This window comes from Asticcacaulis taihuensis (assembly GCF_900100255.1).
Taxonomy (GTDB): Bacteria; Pseudomonadota; Alphaproteobacteria; order Caulobacterales; family Caulobacteraceae; genus Asticcacaulis; species Asticcacaulis taihuensis.
In genome coordinates this window covers 1255635-1272991 of the sequence record NZ_FMTS01000001.1, presented here as the reverse complement: position 1 = coordinate 1272991, position 17357 = coordinate 1255635, and the positions used below count along the sequence as shown (strand labels likewise).

General features: G+C 58.9%; 19 protein-coding genes and 1 tRNA gene. 13 read left to right on the top strand and 7 right to left on the bottom strand.

The genetic code is table 11. The annotated features are described in order from the left end of the window. Window positions 1–128: 128 nt before the first annotated feature. The 3 genes from BLO49_RS06065 (at window position 129) to BLO49_RS06055 (ending at window position 3304) form a co-directional block, all read left to right on the top strand. On the top strand, window positions 129–1022 hold the full coding sequence (locus BLO49_RS06065; protein WP_090645511.1) for an SIMPL domain-containing protein: 894 nt from the start codon (window positions 129–131) through the stop codon (window positions 1020–1022). Between the two features lie 64 nt (window positions 1023–1086). Then, the gene (locus BLO49_RS06060) at window positions 1087–2268 is read left to right on the top strand and encodes a patatin-like phospholipase family protein (protein ID WP_090645509.1); all 1182 of its coding nucleotides are present in this window, start codon (window positions 1087–1089) and stop codon (window positions 2266–2268) included. Window positions 2269–2380: 112 nt separating this feature from the next. After that, window positions 2381–3304, top strand: coding sequence for a tetratricopeptide repeat protein (locus BLO49_RS06055; protein ID WP_090645506.1), 924 nt, complete (start codon window positions 2381–2383; stop codon window positions 3302–3304). Window positions 3305–3347: 43 nt separating this feature from the next. Here BLO49_RS06055 and BLO49_RS06050 read toward each other — a convergent pair whose 3' ends face one another. From BLO49_RS06050 to BLO49_RS06040, 3 genes are all read right to left on the bottom strand, one after another. Then, on the bottom strand, window positions 3348–4154 hold the full coding sequence (locus BLO49_RS06050; RefSeq protein WP_139159624.1) for a hypothetical protein: 807 nt from the start codon (window positions 4152–4154) through the stop codon (window positions 3348–3350). A 202-nt stretch (window positions 4155–4356) separates the two neighbouring features. After that, a tRNA-Val gene (locus tag BLO49_RS06045) sits at window positions 4357–4431 on the bottom strand. 102 nt (window positions 4432–4533) lie between these two features. Beyond that, a complete protein-coding gene (locus BLO49_RS06040) occupies window positions 4534–4890 on the bottom strand; it encodes a response regulator (RefSeq protein WP_090646188.1) in 357 nt (118 codons plus the stop codon). A gap of 128 nt (window positions 4891–5018) precedes the next feature. Here BLO49_RS06040 and BLO49_RS06035 point away from each other — a divergent pair, with 128 nt between their 5' ends. After that, a complete protein-coding gene (locus tag BLO49_RS06035; RefSeq protein WP_090645500.1) occupies window positions 5019–5888 on the top strand; it encodes an N-formylglutamate amidohydrolase in 870 nt (289 codons plus the stop codon). Window positions 5889–6124: 236 nt separating this feature from the next. Here the strand turns inward: BLO49_RS06035 and BLO49_RS06030 are convergent, their stop codons facing one another. Beyond that, complete coding sequence (locus tag BLO49_RS06030; protein ID WP_090645496.1) at window positions 6125–6934, bottom strand: DUF599 domain-containing protein; 810 nt, start codon at window positions 6932–6934, stop codon at window positions 6125–6127. Window positions 6935–7108: 174 nt separating this feature from the next. Between BLO49_RS06030 and ppa the strand changes: the two genes are divergently transcribed. The 3 genes from ppa (at window position 7109) to BLO49_RS06015 (ending at window position 8475) form a co-directional block, all read left to right on the top strand. Next, window positions 7109–7645, top strand: a complete 537-nt coding sequence (gene ppa, locus BLO49_RS06025) for an inorganic diphosphatase (RefSeq protein WP_090645493.1) — start codon at window positions 7109–7111, stop codon at window positions 7643–7645. A gap of 33 nt (window positions 7646–7678) precedes the next feature. Continuing rightward, window positions 7679–7927, top strand: coding sequence for a hypothetical protein (locus BLO49_RS06020; protein ID WP_139159623.1), 249 nt, complete (start codon window positions 7679–7681; stop codon window positions 7925–7927). 290 nt (window positions 7928–8217) lie between these two features. After that, window positions 8218–8475: a hypothetical protein gene (locus BLO49_RS06015; RefSeq protein ID WP_245678874.1), complete on the top strand. Its 258-nt coding sequence runs from the start codon at window positions 8218–8220 to the stop codon at window positions 8473–8475. Window positions 8476–8516: 41 nt separating this feature from the next. Here the strand turns inward: BLO49_RS06015 and BLO49_RS06010 are convergent, their stop codons facing one another. Together BLO49_RS06010 and BLO49_RS06005 are read right to left on the bottom strand one after the other, a co-directional pair. Further along, on the bottom strand, window positions 8517–8696 hold the full coding sequence (locus BLO49_RS06010; RefSeq protein ID WP_090645487.1) for a YegP family protein: 180 nt from the start codon (window positions 8694–8696) through the stop codon (window positions 8517–8519). A 69-nt stretch (window positions 8697–8765) separates the two neighbouring features. Next, window positions 8766–9128, bottom strand: a complete 363-nt coding sequence (locus BLO49_RS06005; RefSeq protein WP_090645484.1) for a DUF983 domain-containing protein — start codon at window positions 9126–9128, stop codon at window positions 8766–8768. 144 nt (window positions 9129–9272) lie between these two features. Between BLO49_RS06005 and BLO49_RS06000 the strand changes: the two genes are divergently transcribed. The 6 genes from BLO49_RS06000 (at window position 9273) to metH (ending at window position 16490) form a co-directional block, all read left to right on the top strand. Further along, window positions 9273–10226 carry an ArsR/SmtB family transcription factor gene (locus BLO49_RS06000; protein ID WP_090645481.1) on the top strand — a complete coding sequence of 318 codons (954 nt, stop codon included), beginning with the start codon at window positions 9273–9275 and terminating at the stop codon, window positions 10224–10226. A gap of 44 nt (window positions 10227–10270) precedes the next feature. Beyond that, window positions 10271–11194, top strand: coding sequence for a methylenetetrahydrofolate reductase [NAD(P)H] (metF, locus tag BLO49_RS05995; RefSeq protein ID WP_090645478.1), 924 nt, complete (start codon window positions 10271–10273; stop codon window positions 11192–11194). 184 nt (window positions 11195–11378) lie between these two features. Further along, window positions 11379–12443 (top strand): homocysteine S-methyltransferase family protein, encoded by a 1065-nt coding sequence (locus BLO49_RS05990; protein WP_090645474.1) that lies wholly within the window; start codon window positions 11379–11381, stop codon window positions 12441–12443. Continuing rightward, window positions 12440–13429, top strand: coding sequence for a D-alanine--D-alanine ligase family protein (locus tag BLO49_RS05985; protein WP_090645472.1), 990 nt, complete (start codon window positions 12440–12442; stop codon window positions 13427–13429). The genes BLO49_RS05990 and BLO49_RS05985 overlap by 4 nt, the downstream gene beginning before the upstream one ends. Before the next feature lie 2 nt (window positions 13430–13431). After that, complete coding sequence (locus BLO49_RS05980) at window positions 13432–13824, top strand: DUF4259 domain-containing protein (protein WP_090645470.1); 393 nt, start codon at window positions 13432–13434, stop codon at window positions 13822–13824. Beyond that, entirely contained in the window at window positions 13821–16490 is a 2670-nt protein-coding gene (gene metH, locus BLO49_RS05975; protein ID WP_090645467.1) for a methionine synthase, read from the top strand. Before BLO49_RS05980 ends, metH begins: the two co-directional genes overlap by 4 nt. Before the next feature lie 29 nt (window positions 16491–16519). Here metH and BLO49_RS05970 read toward each other — a convergent pair whose 3' ends face one another. Next, window positions 16520–17284, bottom strand: coding sequence for a hypothetical protein (locus tag BLO49_RS05970; RefSeq protein ID WP_181444853.1), 765 nt, complete (start codon window positions 17282–17284; stop codon window positions 16520–16522). Between the last annotated feature and the right edge of the window lie 73 nt (window positions 17285–17357).

The following is a 17357-nucleotide window of genomic DNA, read 5'->3' as shown; positions in this document are numbered from 1 at the left end:
ACCTCGATCGGTAAATTTCGATGGACTTATTTCGCGCCAGACATAAAAAATCTCTAAACAGTCGGCGGTCTCAGTTTTGCCGCAAGGCGACGGCTTAGTGTCGGGATTGACATATTTGGGAGGGTAATATGCGTAAAATGATACTGATGACCACGATGGCTGGTCTTTTCATCTCAGGTATCGCAACGGCCCAGACGGCGGTGCCGCAAGCCTTACCCTATGACCGGGCGCCGTGGTGGATGAAGGAAAGCGTCATCACCCAGACCGGTTACGTTTTCACCGAAATCCCGGCCAATCGCGCCAATTTTTCCGCCACCTTCCTGACCGTGGCCGATACCGCCGAAAAGGCGCAGAACCTGGCCATTGCCCAGACGAAGGGCCTCAATCAGGCGCTCGACAAGCTCGGCAAGGACAAGGTGCGGATCAGCACCAGCTTCTCCATGCGCGCCCTTTATGAGCAGTACCGCGACAAGAACGGCAACCGCATCGAAGATCAGCGCGGCGATAAGATCGAGAAATATCAGGTGTCGCTGAATCTGGCGGTCGAAGTGCGCGATACGGCCCTGCTGGAACGGGCCTACGCCCTGGTTCTGGCAGCGGCGCCCACTTCCTCCACACCGATCAATTTCAATCTCCAGCCGGATAACGAGACCAATACCTGGCTCTATACTGAAGCGGTGAAAGATGCCCATACGCGCGCCATGCAATCGGCGACGGCGGCGGGTGGCAAGCTTGGCGGCATCAAGGTGATCGACCCAACCGGCCGGGCGTGTGAGACGGATATTCTGGCGCGGGCACCGGATAGTGCCTGGGATAATACGCAAGCGCAGGCCGTTGCCTACGAAAGGTCTGCACCACCACCACCGCCTATGGTAGCCCCTGCTGCCATGGCCGATATGGGAGGATATGTGCCGGGTTCCGCCGAATATCTCGAAGCCAAGGCCCTGCAAAACCCGTTTATCCAGACGCCGCCGCTGCAAAGACTGGAGGCGAAAGCCTGTGTGGTCTATGGCCTGAACTGATGCCTTGAAATAGACGTGTTGCGACGCAATATAAGACTCGGTTTCAGATGAAAGCGGGGCCATCATGTCTTTCGAGCAGACCGCGACGGGATCGCAAGCCGAGCGCCTGACCGCCGCCTATGACCAGACCGTTCTGGTCCTTCAGGGCGGCGGCGCGCTCGGCGCCTACCAGGCCGGGGCTTATGAGGTTCTGCATGAAAACGGCGTCGAGCCCGATTGGCTGGCCGGCATTTCTATCGGCGCCGTCAATGCCGCCATCATCGCCGGCAATGCACCGGAAAACCGCATTTCCCACCTGCGCCAGTTCTGGAAGGATATCGCCACCGTCATGCCGGGCGAAAGCCTGGCCCGCGCGCACGATATCAGCGACTTCACCTTCCGGCAGATGAGTGGATTTCTGGGCCTGATAGCCGGTGTGCAGAATTTCTACCGGCCATGGTTTCTGCCGCCCTGGTTCAACACACCGGGCACGCCGGAAGCGACCAGCTTCTACGATACGGCGCCCTTGCGCGAAAGCCTGGAGCGTCATGTCGATTTCGACCGCATCAATTCAGGGCCCATGCGCCTGAGTCTTGGGGCGGTCCATATCAAGACCGGCAATTTCGCCTATTTCGACAGCCGCGACCGCCGCATCGGCCCGGAACATGTCATGGCCAGCGCCGCCTTGCCGCCAGGGTTTCCGGCCGTCCATATCGATGGCGAAGCCTACTGGGACGGCGGGCTGGTCTCTAACACGCCGCTGTCCTATGTGCTCGATGCCGGGGTGGCGAAGGACACGCTGATCTTCCAGATCGACCTGTTCAGCGCCGAGGGGCCTGAGCCGGCCACCATGGACGAGGTGCAGGAGCGGATGAAGGACATCACCTATTCCAGCCGCACGCGCCTGAACACCGACGCCTTCCTGGAAAAGTACCGCCTGCGCCAGGCGGTGCGCGAACTGGCGAAATATGTGCCGGCAGACGTACTGGAAAGCCTGTGCGGCAGCGATGAGCCGACTGATCTCTACAGCGGCCGGGTCAGCCTGGTCCATATCATCAACCGGGCCAACCGCCGCGAGATCCAGTCAAAGGACTATGAATTCTGGCGTGCCTCACTGGAGGAGCACTGGCATGATGGCCGTCATGACGCCGGGATCGCCGTGGCCGAAACAAGCTGGCGGACCTTCAGCGATCCTGATGCGGGGCTGGCGATTTACGACTATATCCGGCCAGAATCGCACAGAAAGCGCGTCAAGCTGTGGCCGTGATGCCGCAGGTGCGTGGCAATGATGTTGCGATGCGATAATGTTGCTCGCTCCATACTGGCAGAATTTGGTTTGAGGCGCCATATACTGGCCATAACGAACGGCGAGATACGTCATGAAACCTTACCCTCTTATCGGCCTTGCGGCCCTGCTGGTCTTCTCTACGCCGGTGCTGGCGCAGACCTCCGGCGTCCTGCCGCCGCAAGCCGTTGCCGATCAGAATATAAAGGCCGAAACAGCCGATATCGCCACGCTGCAAATTCAGGCGCAGGCCGGTGATGTGAGCGCCCAGGTGCAACTGGCCGACGATTATTTCACCGGCAATGGCATAGGGCAGGACTATGCCAAGGCGTTCGACTGGTACAAAAAGGCGGCCAATGCCGGCAATCCGGAAGCGCAGACCGAACTGGGCCTGATGTACGCCAAGGGCTATGATGTCACACCGGTCGATTACAAGGAAGCCCTCCACTGGACGCGTATCGCGGCCGAGCAGGGCTATGTCGGGGCGCAGTATAATCTGGGCGTCGCTTATGATAATGGCCTGGGCGTCGAAGCTGACCTGAAGACCGCCTTCGACTGGTATCTGAAGGCGGCGAAGCAGGGTTACGATATCGCCCAGTTCAATGTCGCCACCATGTTCGAGGCGGGGCAGGGCGTGCTCCAGGATCTCGCCTCGGCGCGTGACTGGTATCAAAAGGCCGCCGACCAGGGCAATGCGCCGGCGCGTTACAATCTCGGCAACATGTACCTGGCCGGACACGGCGTTGCTAAGGATACGGCCAAGGGGCTGGGGCTGGTGGAAGCCTCGGCGAAACAGGGCTTTCCCCTGGCGCAGAGTCGTATGGCGGGGCTTTATTATGCCGGCGAAAGCGTGCCTCAGGACAGGGTGAAAGCCTATGCCTGGGCGCTTCTGGCGGCGGGTGACGGCGATCCGGACGGTGAGAGCCTGATGAAGACCATGGACGGCAGCCACCTGCTGAACGAGGCCGATATGCGCCAGGCATCGGCCCTGGCCGATACCTACGCCTCGGCGCAGTAAGCCTTACTCAATTCCGTTATTGTCGTCTGTTTAGGAAGGGTATCTAAGTCGGCAACCTGTCGCCTACACTGGCCCACAGCGCGGCTGTTGAGGCCGCGTTCTGATCCGGTACGGGAATTCTGGAGCGCAATTCATCGTTGAATTTACCATCGACACGGAGGCTAATCGAAAACCCGTCAGTGGCATCCGCGCCATGGAACTGATTTACGGTATCGAACCAAGCGCTGTATGATTTAACATACTGCCGCTCTCCGGTACTGTGATTCATGACGAAAAATGGCTTTGTCAGGGTGGGGCGGAACCAGATAAATTCATGCGATAATTCGGTTTTGTCGTGGTCCCTGTGCGGTGTGACCGCCCGACCGTTGAAATCGTACATGATTAAAATGCGGCCGATACTTTTGAAGGGCAGGGTGCGGACAAATTCCATAACCTCAGGGAAGTGTTCAGCGTGTTCTGAAGGCGCCCAGACTTCGGCCTTATCGAGGTCAAAATAGTTGGCGGCAGGGCTGGTGTTTACTGCCAGCTCGATCATCCTGGAACCAGGCAGACGATCATCCAGCAGTTTCAAAGTGTAGGGGCCCGTCCAGAAGGCGGTGTCGTCCGACCGAGGCGCCAGGCGCTCACGGAGACCTGTTTCCAGGCTCTTGAGATGATCGACATCAATATAGTCATCAAAAGATTTGTAACTGGGATAAGTAATTCGCGGATCAGTATAGGCATTTTTGACCGTGTCATGGGCCTGCTCGATCAATTTTTTGTCACGAATAGCTCGAAATTTTTCCTTAATAGGATGAAGCCTTGCGCTCAGCCGGACAGTTTTGCGGATTTTGTCCAGAACTTGATTCATGGTGCCCCCAGTCTAATGCATGCCGGCCGAAGCAGACTACCTGCGCGGCTAACTGCTTGCCAACAATAAGCACTTATGGGTTGAAAGTGCAAGTTTGTGACGCTTCGGTACGTAAGGGGAAGATGCCGGTCGTTCGCCACTAGACAGCGGCAAAAAATAAGGGCCACGGATTACCCGAAGGCCCTGTATTTAACTGCGAAGATGGTGGGCGCTACAGGGATTGAACCTGTGACCCCTACCATGTCAAGGTAGTGCTCTCCCGCTGAGCTAAGCGCCCATCTTCGCAAGGCCGGTGAACCGGAGCCGGGTGTATAGCCAAGCCCTTGCCGCTTAGCAAGCGCCGAAATCCCTTTTTTCGGGGAAAAGTGAAAAACCGGCTTTAAGCCGCGATCAGGCGCTCGACCTCGGTTACGATTTCGCGCAGATGCACGGGCTTTTCCAGCACCTTGGCGTTGGGAGACGCCTTCTGGGCATTGAGCGCCACGGCGGCGAAGCCGGTGATGAACATGATCTTGAGATCAGGCTGCAACTGGGCGGCGCGCTTGGCTACCTCGATACCATCGGCGCCGGGCATGACGATATCGGTCAGCAGCAGATCATAGGGGCCCTGATCGAGCGCCAGGATAGCGGTATCGCCGTCAGGGCAACTTACCACCTCATAGCCGGCGCGCTGCAGGGCGCGCGACAGGAAGCTACGGACGGAATCCTCATCTTCGGCAAGGAGAATCTTCTTCATCGGATCGGTCATGTAAAAACCCCAAGGCGCCTTATCATATGCGCCTTGGCGCAGAAGTCACCATGTTTGCAGGTGGAATGTAAATTAGGGGTGAAGACGTGGCAGGAATGTCCTACTAAAGTGCTAATATGAGCGATCTCCTCACGACACCCTGGCACCTTGTACACAGTCCCGATCATGCACCGGTCGTGGTCAGGCCGCGCAAGGCCAGCCGGCTGGTCTACAGCCTGCCGCACAGCGGACGCTATTACCCGCAAAGCTTTATCGCCGAGGCCCGGCAGACCCCGCAGGGCCTGCGCGTCAGCGAAGATGCTTTTGTCGATGACCTGGTGGGGATCACGCCGGAACTCGGCGTCTATGGCCTGACCAGCCGGTATGCGCGCGCCTTTTGCGACGTCAATCGCAATGCGCTGGAACTCGATGCCCGGCTGATACGCGGCGAACTGCCCAAGGCGGCGCTTGCCTTGAGCGCGCGCGTCAAGGCCGGTTTCGGCGTGATCGCCCGCCGCCTGAGCGCGGAAGAGGACATTTATCGCCAGCCGCTCGATATGGAAGAGGTCAATCGCCGGCTCGACCTGATCCACCGGCCTTATCATGAGGCGCTGAAAGGATTGCTGGCGGAAGCGCGCCGAACCGGTCCCGCCATACTGATCGACTGGCACTCCATGCCAAGCGCCGCCCTCAATCAGTTTCGCAATGGCGAACAAAAGCCGGATATCGTGCTGGGGAACCGCCATGGCGAAACCTGTTCCGAAAGTCTGGTCCGGCGCGTCAGTGGCGTCCTGGAAGGGGCGGGACTGCGTGTCGGGCTCAACAAACCCTTCGCTGGCGGCTATATTGTCGAAACCTACGGCCGGCCCGCTGCGGGAATCGAAGCCCTGCAGATCGAGATCAACCGTGCCATCTATATGGATGAAGGGCGGCTGGAACCGCACGCCGGCGCCATCCGTCTACGGACGGTTTTCCAGACACTGACGGATACGCTCAAACACCTGTAGGTAACGGGTTTGTGATGGCGCCGGTTTCTGTTTGCAGCCAAAAAAAAGGCCGCGCTCTACGGCGCGGCCAAGTTTACAGGGAGGAAACGCCCAGGAAGGGCATCAGCGCCAGGAAGGCGCCGAACAGGTTGAATTTAGTTTGCGGTGCGAAAGAATACAAGTCGAAATGTAACATAATATGATCACATATCGTTACAATTCGAGATGGGGCCGGGTTTTGCGCGTGAGGCAATGCCTCAATAGCCGCCCTGCACATTGTGCGGTGCGGTATTTTTTTCCTTGATCTGGACCTCTGCGGCGATGGGACGCGGCGGGGTCGGGTAGGGATGCTCTTCCAGCAATTCGCGCAGTTGCCGCAGGCCCCGCGCCGATTGCGAGCGCGACTGTCGCCAGCCGAGCAGGGCGACGGCGCCTATGCTGGCGAGGGCAAGATAGATCGGTCCCCACAGCCAGGCGGTGGCGGCCAGCGAGAAATAGTAGGCCCGCACACCTTGCGAGAAGCTGGTCATCGCCGGTTCGAGCACATTGGTAATGGCGTTGGTGAACTTGGCGGCCGTATCGACGTCCATGTTTTCCGGCAGGGAGCCCATGGCGGCGGCACAATAATTCATCTGGCGCAGGGCCCATATAAAATCGAGCAGGCCGCGCGACAGGCAGATGAGCACCAGGGCCATCTTGATCTGGAAAAGCTGGGTGGAGGAGACATCGAGGCCGAGGGTTGTCAGCGACTTCAGCGGCAGGTGTCCGCCGAAGAGGACGCCGGCGACCGCGGCGATCAGCAGCAGGTTGGCCGATGAAAAATTGGTGGCCGAATTGACCGCGTGCGCCATCAGGTTGGAATCGTAGAGCTTGACCTCGCGCACGGTCATTTCGCGCATCCACGCCCGGCGCACCACGCTCAGATCCTTGGTGATCAGGCCCCGGCTTTTGGATATCCGCCGCAGGAAGGGCTCATAACCCAGCCAGCAGAACATGAAGATGACAAGGCCGGCTATATCGAGCGGGCTGTCCTGCGCGGCGCGTACCAGGGTATTCAGAATGGACATCGGGATGCCTGTAAAGCGAAGATGTGGCTTTTGACGACACTTTATAAGTGTCTTTGCCGGACTTCGTCATGTGATTCGTCAGAAAGATTGGTGAATTTACTTTTCTTCGCTTGTGCGAACAGGGGGCAGCGCTTATGAAAGCGCACCTTTTTGGCTCCAAATCAAAGTCACGCAATGAATATTGATAAAATCTCCGTTGGTCCGAACGCGCCGTGGGACGTCCACGCGGTCATCGAAATCCCGCAGGGCGGTATGCCGGTGAAGTACGAGATGGACAAGGATTCCGGCGCCCTGTTCGTCGATCGCTTCCTGTACACCTCAATGTATTATCCGGGCAATTACGGTTTCATCCCGCACACCCTGGCCGATGACGGCGATCCCTGCGACGTGATGGTGGTCGGCCCGACGCCGGTTTATCCCGGCGTGGTCATTCGCGTGCGCCCGATCGGCGCCCTGATCATGGAAGATGAGGCCGGCCGCGACGAGAAGATCCTGGCTGTCCCGGTCGACAAGCTGCATCCCTACTATACCAATGTGCAGAGCTATCGCCAGATGCCGTCCATCCTGATCGACCAGATCACGCACTTTTTCGCGCACTACAAGGATCTGGAAAAGAACAAGATGACCAATGTCATCGGCTGGGTCGAGCCGGAAGCGGCGGCGCAACTGATCCGTGATGGTCAGGAACGCCTGGCCCAGAAGATTGGCTAAACCCTTTAAAGTCTGCCCGATGTGAAGGCCGCCGTGTTCGCCGGACATGGCGGCCTTTTGCTGCCGGAGGCGGTAAAGCGGGTTTGCAGTATTTTGCAATATGCGCCTGGATTTGCAGATTGTGGCCTGCGGGAGACGGTTCCGGCGGAATTTGCGCAGGCGGGCGCGGATTATGGCCAGGGATTCGGTTTTCAGGCGATTTTCAGGCGTATAATTGCCGCATTTTCGCCTTTTTTGTTACGAGATGTCATGGTCATGACGGGAAAAAATCTCATAATGTAGAATTTTTCCATGAATGTTACCGCTATCTTGAAATAAATTCGTTATTACACGCGACTAATTGGAATTTCTCTCGCAGGTAATGCAATTATTCGATGTATTACAAAAGGATGACAGTGCCGTGGCGGAAAGCGGTAACCGGCTGCAAGGCTGGTTTTAGTCACAATCTTTCGCTATATCGGGGGCAATTAAGCGTATGCGTTGTGTACGGCCTGGATGTGTCGTGTGTGTTTCAGCATCCTCTGTTCCGGCCTGGTTTGAGTTTGTGTTCACCTATGTCCAAAAAGAAAATGATGTCAAATTCCTCCCCGGATGTGGCCTCGCGTCTTTATGCCCTCGCTGTCGCCCGCGACACGGCGAACCTGGTTGACGTGGATGCCGCCCTTGCCCTGGCGCGCGCCTCGACGCGCACCCTGATGGCGCTGTCACCGCAGGCGGCCATGCTGATGCGCAGTTTCGCCCAGGAAGAGATCGATCGGCTTTCCATGGAATGCACCGAAGAAGCCCAGGGCTCGATAGCCCTGATCCAGGATGCACTCGGCATGATGTGAGATAAGCGCGGCCGCTCTGTGAAGCCGCGTTTTCCGGTCAGTTAGTCCGTCTGATCGTCGATTTCGGCTTTGGGGCCGTTTTTCAGGACCGATTCGATCGCGTTCTTGGCGGACGCCTTGGAGCTGTAACCTTCGGTCCACCAGATACTCTCCCCATTATAGGTGAAGTAGGCAACGAATTCGCCGGCCTTGTTCTTGCGGATTTCGAACTTGTGAGCCATGACGCAACTCCCTTTTATTGCGGATTATGGATGCGTATTTCGCGCCTAAGGGGAAGTCTTGTCAAGGTATTATCGCGCCTGTTTGAGGCCCAAATACCACATCAGCCCTAAGAAGGCACCCTTGATGAAGGGCAGGGCCAGAAGGGTCAGCAGGCCGATAGAGCCGACCAGCACCGGCACCAGAACCTGCACCGGATAGGCGTAGAAAAAGCCGAACATGAAGGCAGGCGCAATCACCAGATGGCCGATAAGAATCATGGTGATATAGGCCGGGCCGTCATCGGTAGGGTACAGGCTGAGCGGCGTCTGGCAATTCGGGCAGGCATCGACCACCTTCAGGTAGCCGCGAAAGGCGGACGCCTTGCCGCAGCAAGGGCATTTTCGCTGCAAGCCGCGCAGCAGGGCCTTGCCGATACCAACGCCGTCTCTCATAGTATAACCTCGTCTGTTTCAGGGTCTTATAATGGGGTATGGCGCCCCCGATTGCCATGCGCTATGCTGACGCAGCGACTATAGGCTATTCGCCGGGTGGAAAAAACACTTGCACATCATATAAAGATATCTTTATATGATTATATGGCTGATGATTACACGTCCAAGATCCGGTTCAATACGCTCCTCGAAGCCCTGAAGGCTGCGGGTGAGCCAACGCGCCTGCGCCTGCTGCGCCTGCTGGCGCGCGAAGAGCTGTCGGTGATGGAACTGGTGTCTATTCTCGACCAGAGCCAGCCGCGCATCTCGCGCCATCTCAAGCTGATGAGCGAAGCCGGGCTGATCGAACGGTTCCCTGACGGCGCCTGGGTCTTTTACCGCCTGTCGTCCGCGCCGTCCATCCGGCCGCTGGTCGATGTCATTCTGGCTTCGCTGGACGATGCCTATGGCGAAGACCTGCAACAGCTCGAAGGGGTCCGCAGTCACCGGCGCAAATCGGCGGAAGGCTATTTCGAGACCATCGCGCCGAAATGGGATGAAATCCGCAGCCACTATGTAGCCGAGGCGGATGTCGAAGCCGAGATCCTGCGGCTGGCTGCCCGCCAGCCCTATGCGCACCTGGTTGATCTGGGCACCGGCTCCGGACGTATGCTGACGCTTCTGGGCGGCGATGCGAAGACAGCCATCGGCCTGGATCTGTCGCAGCACATGCTCAATGTGGCGCGGGCGCGTTCACATGATGCCGGGCTGGAAACCATCGATTTCCGCCATGGCGATATCTACGAAACCCGATTGCCGGCGGCTTCGGCTGATTTCGTGGTGGTCCATCAGGTGCTGCACTTCCTGGCTGATCCCGGCCGGGCGATCGCCGAAGCCGCGCGGCTGCTGAAACCCGGAGGGCGTCTGCTGATTGCCGACTTCGCGCACCACGATCTCGAAATCATGCGCGAGCAATATCAGCACCGCCGGCTGGGTATGCTGGACGAGGACATGGACCACTGGTTCGAAACCGCCGGTCTCAAGCTGGATGTCACCCGTTCGCTGCCGCCGAAAGAGGCTGGCCTGACCGTCAAGATCTGGCTCGCCATCAAGAGCTGACCCCTGAATTTGCCTGAACAGGCACACACTGAGAATTTCCCGATATGAGCCCCTCGCTGAATCCCAATCTGAAATCCGATCTCGCTCCCATTGCGCGTTCGCTCGCCGCTGGCGGGCAGAACCTGAAAGTGTCGTTTGAATTCTTCCCGCCGAAGACGGAAGAAATGGAAACGACCCTGTGGGAGTCGATCCGCCGCCTGGCGCCGCTCAATCCTGAGTTTGTCTCCGTCACCTACGGCGCCGGCGGCTCGACGCGCGAACGGACCCACCGTACGGTGAAGCGCATTCTCGATGAGACGCACCTGAAGCCGGCCGCACACTTAACTTGCGTCGATGCCTCGCGTGAGGAGGTCGACGAGGTGATCCGTGCCTATTGGGAGGCCGGCGTGCGCCACATCGTTTCCCTGCGCGGTGATCCGCCCTCAGGTTTTGGTGATTACAAGCCCCGCAATGACGGCTACCAGAACGCTACCGAACTGACGGCCGCCATCAAGCGGATCGGCGATTTTGAGGTCAGCGTCGGGGTCTATCCTGAGAAACACCCGCAGTCGCCGTCGCTCGCCTTCGATCTCGATGTCCTGCGCCAGAAGGTCGATGCCGGGGCGACGCGCGGTATCAGCCAGTTCTTCTTCGAGCCGGCCACCTTCCTGCGTTTCCGTGATGCTGTGGCCGATGCGGGGATCAAAATCGACCTGACGCCGGGCATTATGCCGGTGACTAACTTCAAGGGGCTGCGCCGCATGGCTGCCGCCTGTGAGGCCGCTATTCCCGACTGGCTGGGCGAACTGTTCGAGGGGCTGGATGAAGATGCTGATACGCGCAAGCTGCTGGCCTCGGCCGTGGCGGTAGAACTGTGTCTGGGCCTGGAACGCGAAGGTGTAGAGAACTTCCACTTTTACACGCTGAACCGAGCCGACCTGGTCTTTGCCATCGGCCGGATACTGGGATTGAAGGCGGTCTCAGCGTGATTATCTCAAGTAAGCCCCCCCACCACCACTTCGCCTTTGGCTCGTGGTCCCCCTCCCCAACAAGTTGGGGAGGTACATTTTTCTTGAACCTCCCCGGCTATGCCGGGGAGGGGGACCGCACGAACCGCGAAGCGGCGAGATGTGGTGGTGGGGTTTCTTGCTTCCTTTACACAGGAATACAGTAATGAACCGTATCGAACGCATTGCTGCGCTAAAGCAGTCCGCCAAGGAGCGCATCCTGATTCTGGATGGTTCGTGGGGCGTAATGATCCAGCGCCGGGGGCTGGACGAGGCAGATTTCCTTGGCGAGCGCTTCAAGGGCCATAAGGGCCAGATGAAGGGCAATAACGATATCCTGTGCCTGACCCGGCCGGATATCATTGCCGACCTGCATAACCAGTATTATGCGGCGGGTGCCGATATTTCCGAAACCAATACCTTCTCGGCGACCACCATCGCGCAGGACGACTATCACCTCGACCTGCAGGCGGTCATCGATATCAACCGCGAAGGCGCGAAGATCGCCCGCAAGGTGGCCGATGAATGGACGGCGAAGGAGCCTAACAAGCCGCGTTTTGTCGCCGGTTCCATCGGGCCGCTCAACAAGATGCTGTCCATGTCGTCGGACGTGAACGATCCGGGTGCGCGCCTGGTGACTTTCGATCAGGTCTATCAGGCGTATCGTGAGCAGGTGGCGGCGCTTTATGAAGGCGGGGTTGATCTCTACCTGATCGAGACCATCACAGACACGCTGAACTGCAAGGCGGCGATCAAGGCTATTCTTGATCTTGAGGATGAAGGCCAGGAAGCCCTGCCGATCTGGATTTCCGGCACCATCACCGACCGTTCCGGCCGCACGCTTTCGGGCCAGACCGCCGAAGCCTTCTGGAACAGCGTGCGCCACGCCAAGCCGTTCGCTGTTGGGTTCAATTGCGCGCTGGGCGCCGACCTGATGCGTCCGCATATCGCCGAACTGGCGCGCGTGGCCGATTGTCTGGTTGCCGCCTATCCTAATGCCGGCCTGCCGAATGCGATGGGCCAGTATGACGAGCAGCCGCACGAAACGGCCCACGAACTGCACGAATGGGCCAAGGATGGTATTGTCAATATTCTGGGCGGCTGTTGCGGCACCACGCCGGATCACATAAAGCATGTGGCTGATGAAGTCAGCGGCATCACGCCGCGCCAGATACCCGAACGCCCCAAGGCCCTCAGGCTGGCGGGCCTTGAGCCTTTCGAACTGACATGAAAACGACCATCCTTTTCGGCGGCACCAGCCGCGAGCGCCTCGTCTCCGTAGCCTCGGCCCAGGCCCTGACCACGGCCTTGCCGCAAGCTGACCTGTGGTTTTGGGATCTGGACGGCACGGTGCATATAACGTCGCAGGAACGGCTATTGGGTCACGAAAAGCCGTTCGAGGTGCCGTTCAAGGCCGATGGCGCCACGCTCGGCACTGTGGCTGAGGCGCTCGATACCGCAGCGGCCGAGGATCGCGTCCTGGTGCTGGGCCTGCATGGCGGCACGGCGGAAAACGGCCAGTTCCAGGTTTTGGCCGAGGCGCGCGGCGTGCCCTTTACCGGCTCCGGCTCGGCGGCCTCGCACCTGGCGTTCGACAAAACGGCGGCCAAACTGTTCGCCGGCCTGGCGGGTGTGCATTCGCCTTCCAGCGTGACGCTGGATGAGGCCGATGAGGCGCTGGCCCACTATGGCCGCCTGATTGCCAAACCGGCGCAGGAAGGCTCAAGCTACGGCCTGATCTACGTCAATTCCTCGCAGGATATCGCCGCCGTGAAGCGCGAATCCGCCAGCATGGCCTATCTTATCGAGCCCTTTATCACCGGCCCGGAAGCGACCTGCGGCGTGCTGGAGCAGGCCGATGGTTCAGTGATCGCCCTGCCGCCTGTCGAGATCGTGCCGGGCGATGGCGCCTTCGACTATGCCGGGAAGTATCTGAAATCAACGACGCAGGAAATCTGCCCGGCACGCTTCGATCCCGCCATCAATGCCGAACTGCAACGCCTGGCGGTCAAGGCGCACAAGGCGATGTCTTGCCGGGGATATTCGCGGTCTGATTTCATCGTCTCTGATAAAGGCCCGATCTATCTGGAAACCAATACCCTGCCGGGCCTGACCAAGGCCTCGCTCTATCCGAAATCGCTGAAGGCGCAGGGCATCGAGTTTATCGATTTCCTGCATGGTCAGATCGACCTGGCGATCCGGAAGGTGGTCAAGTAGCTATGAGCGCCTGGGGCCCCGGACCGTTCGACAATGACGACGCCGCAGACCTGATGATGGAACTGGAAGATGTGCCGTCATGGGAAAGTGTCCGCTTCGTTTTCAATGCGATTCTGGCCAATGAAGACTATGCCGAACTGGCCGAAGGCGCGCGGGCCTGGGCGGCGGCGGCCTTGTTGACCGTGGCAACCGGCAAGAGCGATGTGTCTGCGCAGGATTATCTGATGATCCTTGAGGCGATGGGACCGCCGCCCGCCGATCTCACCGGCCTGGCGCGGGCGGCACTCAGGCGCATCTCGACCGGCGATTCCGAAATTCGTGAGCTGTATCTGGACCACGGCTCTTATAATACATGGCTCGGTCTGCTCCGGGCGACTGATGAGGCTTTGACTTGACCCCCACCTTTATCAATATCGGCGAACGCACCAACGTCACTGGTTCGGCCAAATTCAAGAAGCTGATCGTCGAGGGCAACTATACCGAGGCGCTCGCGGTGGCGCGCCAACAGGTCGAGGCGGGGGCGCAGATCATCGACGTCAATATGGACGAAGGGCTGCTCGATAGCCAAAAAGCCATGACGACCTTCCTGAACCTGATGGCGGCCGAGCCCGATATCGCTCGCGTGCCGGTGATGATCGATTCGTCCAAATGGGAGGTGATCGAGGCCGGGCTGAAATGCGTGCAAGGCAAGGCGATCGTCAATTCGATCTCGATGAAGGAGGGCGTCGATATCTTCAAGGCCCACGCCCGTGCCTGTATGCGTTATGGCGCGGCGGTGGTGGTCATGGCCTTCGATGAGGCCGGCCAGGCCGATACCGCCGAGCGCAAGATCGAGATATGCACGCGCGCCTATCATATTCTGGTTGATGAGGTCGGTTTCCCGCCGGAAGATATCATCTTCGATCCGAACATCTTCGCGGTGGCGACCGGTATTGACGAGCATAACAATTACGCCGTCGATTTCATCGAGGGCACCCGCGCCATCAAGCAGACCCTGCCCTATGCGCGGGTTTCGGGCGGCGTGTCGAACGTCTCCTTCTCCTTCCGCGGCAATGAACCGGTGCGCCGGGCGATCCACTCGGTCTTCCTCTACCACGCCATCCAGGCGGGTATGGACATGGGCATCGTCAATGCCGGCGACCTGCCGGTCTATGACGATATCGATGCCGAACTGCGTCAGGCGGTCGAAGACGTTATCCTTAACCGGCCACAGCGTCATAATGTCAGCAATACCGAATACCTCGTTGATCTGGCCCCCAAGTACAAGGGCGAAAAAGGCCAGGTGCAGGTGGCTAATCTGGCCTGGCGTGAAGGCACGGTAGCCGAGCGCCTGAAACACGCCCTGGTGCATGGCATCACCGAATATATCGACGCCGATACGGAAGAGGCGCGGAAAGCGGCTGCGCGGCCGCTGCACGTCATCGAAGGGCCGCTGATGGCCGGCATGAACGTGGTCGGCGACCTGTTCGGCGCCGGCAAGATGTTCCTGCCGCAGGTGGTGAAATCCGCCCGCGTGATGAAACAGTCCGTCGCCTATCTCATGCCCTATATGGAGGCTGAGAAGGAGGCGCATGTCGCCGCCGGGGGCGCCTATCAGGCGGCCGGGAAGGTGCTGATGGCGACCGTCAAGGGCGATGTCCACGATATCGGCAAGAACATCGTCGGCGTCGTGCTTCAGTGCAACAATTACGAGGTCATCGATCTCGGCGTCATGGTGCCGGCGGATCGCATCCTGGCTGAGGCAAAGGCGCACAATGTCGATATGATCGGCCTTTCGGGCCTGATCACGCCGTCACTGGATGAGATGGTCTTCGTGGCGCGCGAGATGCAGCGTCAGGGCTTCGATATTCCGCTGCTGATCGGCGGGGCGACCACTTCCAAGACGCATACGGCGGTCAAGATCGAACCGGGCTATGCCAATAACCAGGTGGTCTATGTACTCGACGCCTCGCGCGCGGTCGGCGTGGTGTCGAACCTGCTGGGCGATGAAAAAGAGACCTTCAAGGCCGAGACCAAGGCGGATTATGAGAAGGTGCGCCTGGCCTATGGCAAGGGTAATTCGCAGCCGCGGTCGTCGCTGGAAGAGGCGCGAGCCAATAAATTCAAAATCGATTTCACCGCTGAACCGCCTGTCGCGCCGTCTTTCCTGGGACTGAAGACCTTCTCGCCTTACGATCTGCATGACCTGGCCGACCATATCGACTGGACGCCCTTCTTCGCCACCTGGGAACTGGCGGGCAAGTTCCCGGCCATCCTGGAGGATGAGATTGTCGGCGAGGCGGCGACCAGCCTCTACAAGGATGCGCGCGAAATGCTGGCGAAAATCCTTGAAGAGAAGTGGTTCGAGGCGCGCGGCACGATCGGTTTCTGGCCGGCCAACGCTACCGAGGACGACGATATCGAGGTCTATGAGGACGAGAGCCGCTCAAAGGTCATCGCGCGCTTCCAGACCCTGCGTCAGCAGATGAAAAAGACCCGCGAAGGCCAGTCGAATACCGCCCTGTCGGATTTCATCGCCCCGAAAGGGACGCCCGACTGGATCGGCGGCTTCGCCGTCACCGCCGGTCATGGGGAAATGGAGATCGCCAGGGCCTTCAAGGCCAAGGGGGACGACTACAACGCCATCCTGTCTACCGCTCTCGCGGACCGTCTGGCCGAAGCCTTTGCTGAAGCGCTGCACAAGAAGGTGCGCCGCGAGCTGTGGGGTTATGCAGCGGATGAAAAGCTGTCGGTCGAGGACCTGATCGCCGAGAAGTATAAAGGCATTCGTCCGGCGCCGGGTTATCCCGCCCAGCCCGACCACACCGAGAAATGGACGCTGTTTGACCTGCTCGATGCCCGTGCGCGCACCGGCATGGAACTGACGGAGAGCCTGGCCATGACGCCGCCGGCTTCGGTTTCGGGGCTCTACTTCGCCCATCCGAAGGCGCACTATTTCGGTGTCGGCAAGATCGAGAAGGACCAGGTGGCGGACTATGCCCGCCGCAAGGGCTGGGCGGTCGATGAGGCCGAGCGCTGGCTGTCGCCGATCTTGAATTACGTTCCTCAATTAGGGCTTTAGTTACGTAGCCTCAGTCACCCGGGCCTTGGTTACGCCGGCTGGATAGTGGGCGTCGGCCTGGGCAACTGTGGCTTGCGCTGACGCAGGCCTAGCAGTGTCTTACGCAGCCAGCTTTGGGCGTGAGAGTCGACATAGTGGAAAAGTGCTGTTGCCCTGATCTTGTCCGGGTCGCAGGGTTCATTGGCGTGAATCGAACGACAGCCCCAGAAGAAGTAGACGTTGCCGGGAATCATGCGGACCTTTTCAGGCTTTATACGGCCGGATTGCACGCCTTTGCGCAAAAGCATTTGAGACACGGGGTTATCGAGCAGAATCTTGTCGATGAGGTTGCCAAGATAGGTCTTGCGTATAGGGCGCGTATTCGGGAACAAGATCAGGTCGCCGGGTTGCCCCTCGTTCGGGATCAGAATGGGTACTAAAATGGTCAGCACATAGGAATCGTAATGAAAGACGTAGGCGTTTTGCTCGCCGGTACGGCCGGCAAGGCAACGCAGAATATTGTAAAATGCGACCGGCGGCGCAGGTTGGCGCGTGCCGATACTATAAATCTGCCGGCAAAGGGATTGGAAATTCGGGTAACGCGCCAATTCCTGGAGGTATGTGCCTTCCACCTCGGCAGATGAAAAAGCGATATACTCCCCTCCGGTTCTCTCCACGGCTTCGGCGATGAATTGGCGCAAATCGGTCAAGGCGTCTGCTGAAATGCAGTTTTCAGCCACACCAAAGCCACGGCTGTCCATATCACTCACTATGGTGCCAATTGTCTCGGAAGACAAAGCGGGAAAGATATCCATTGAGACACCGATCAGGAAAACGATTAAACCGAGTCGAGATTAGGTGCGTTGCAGCATAATTGCAATGGAGTAG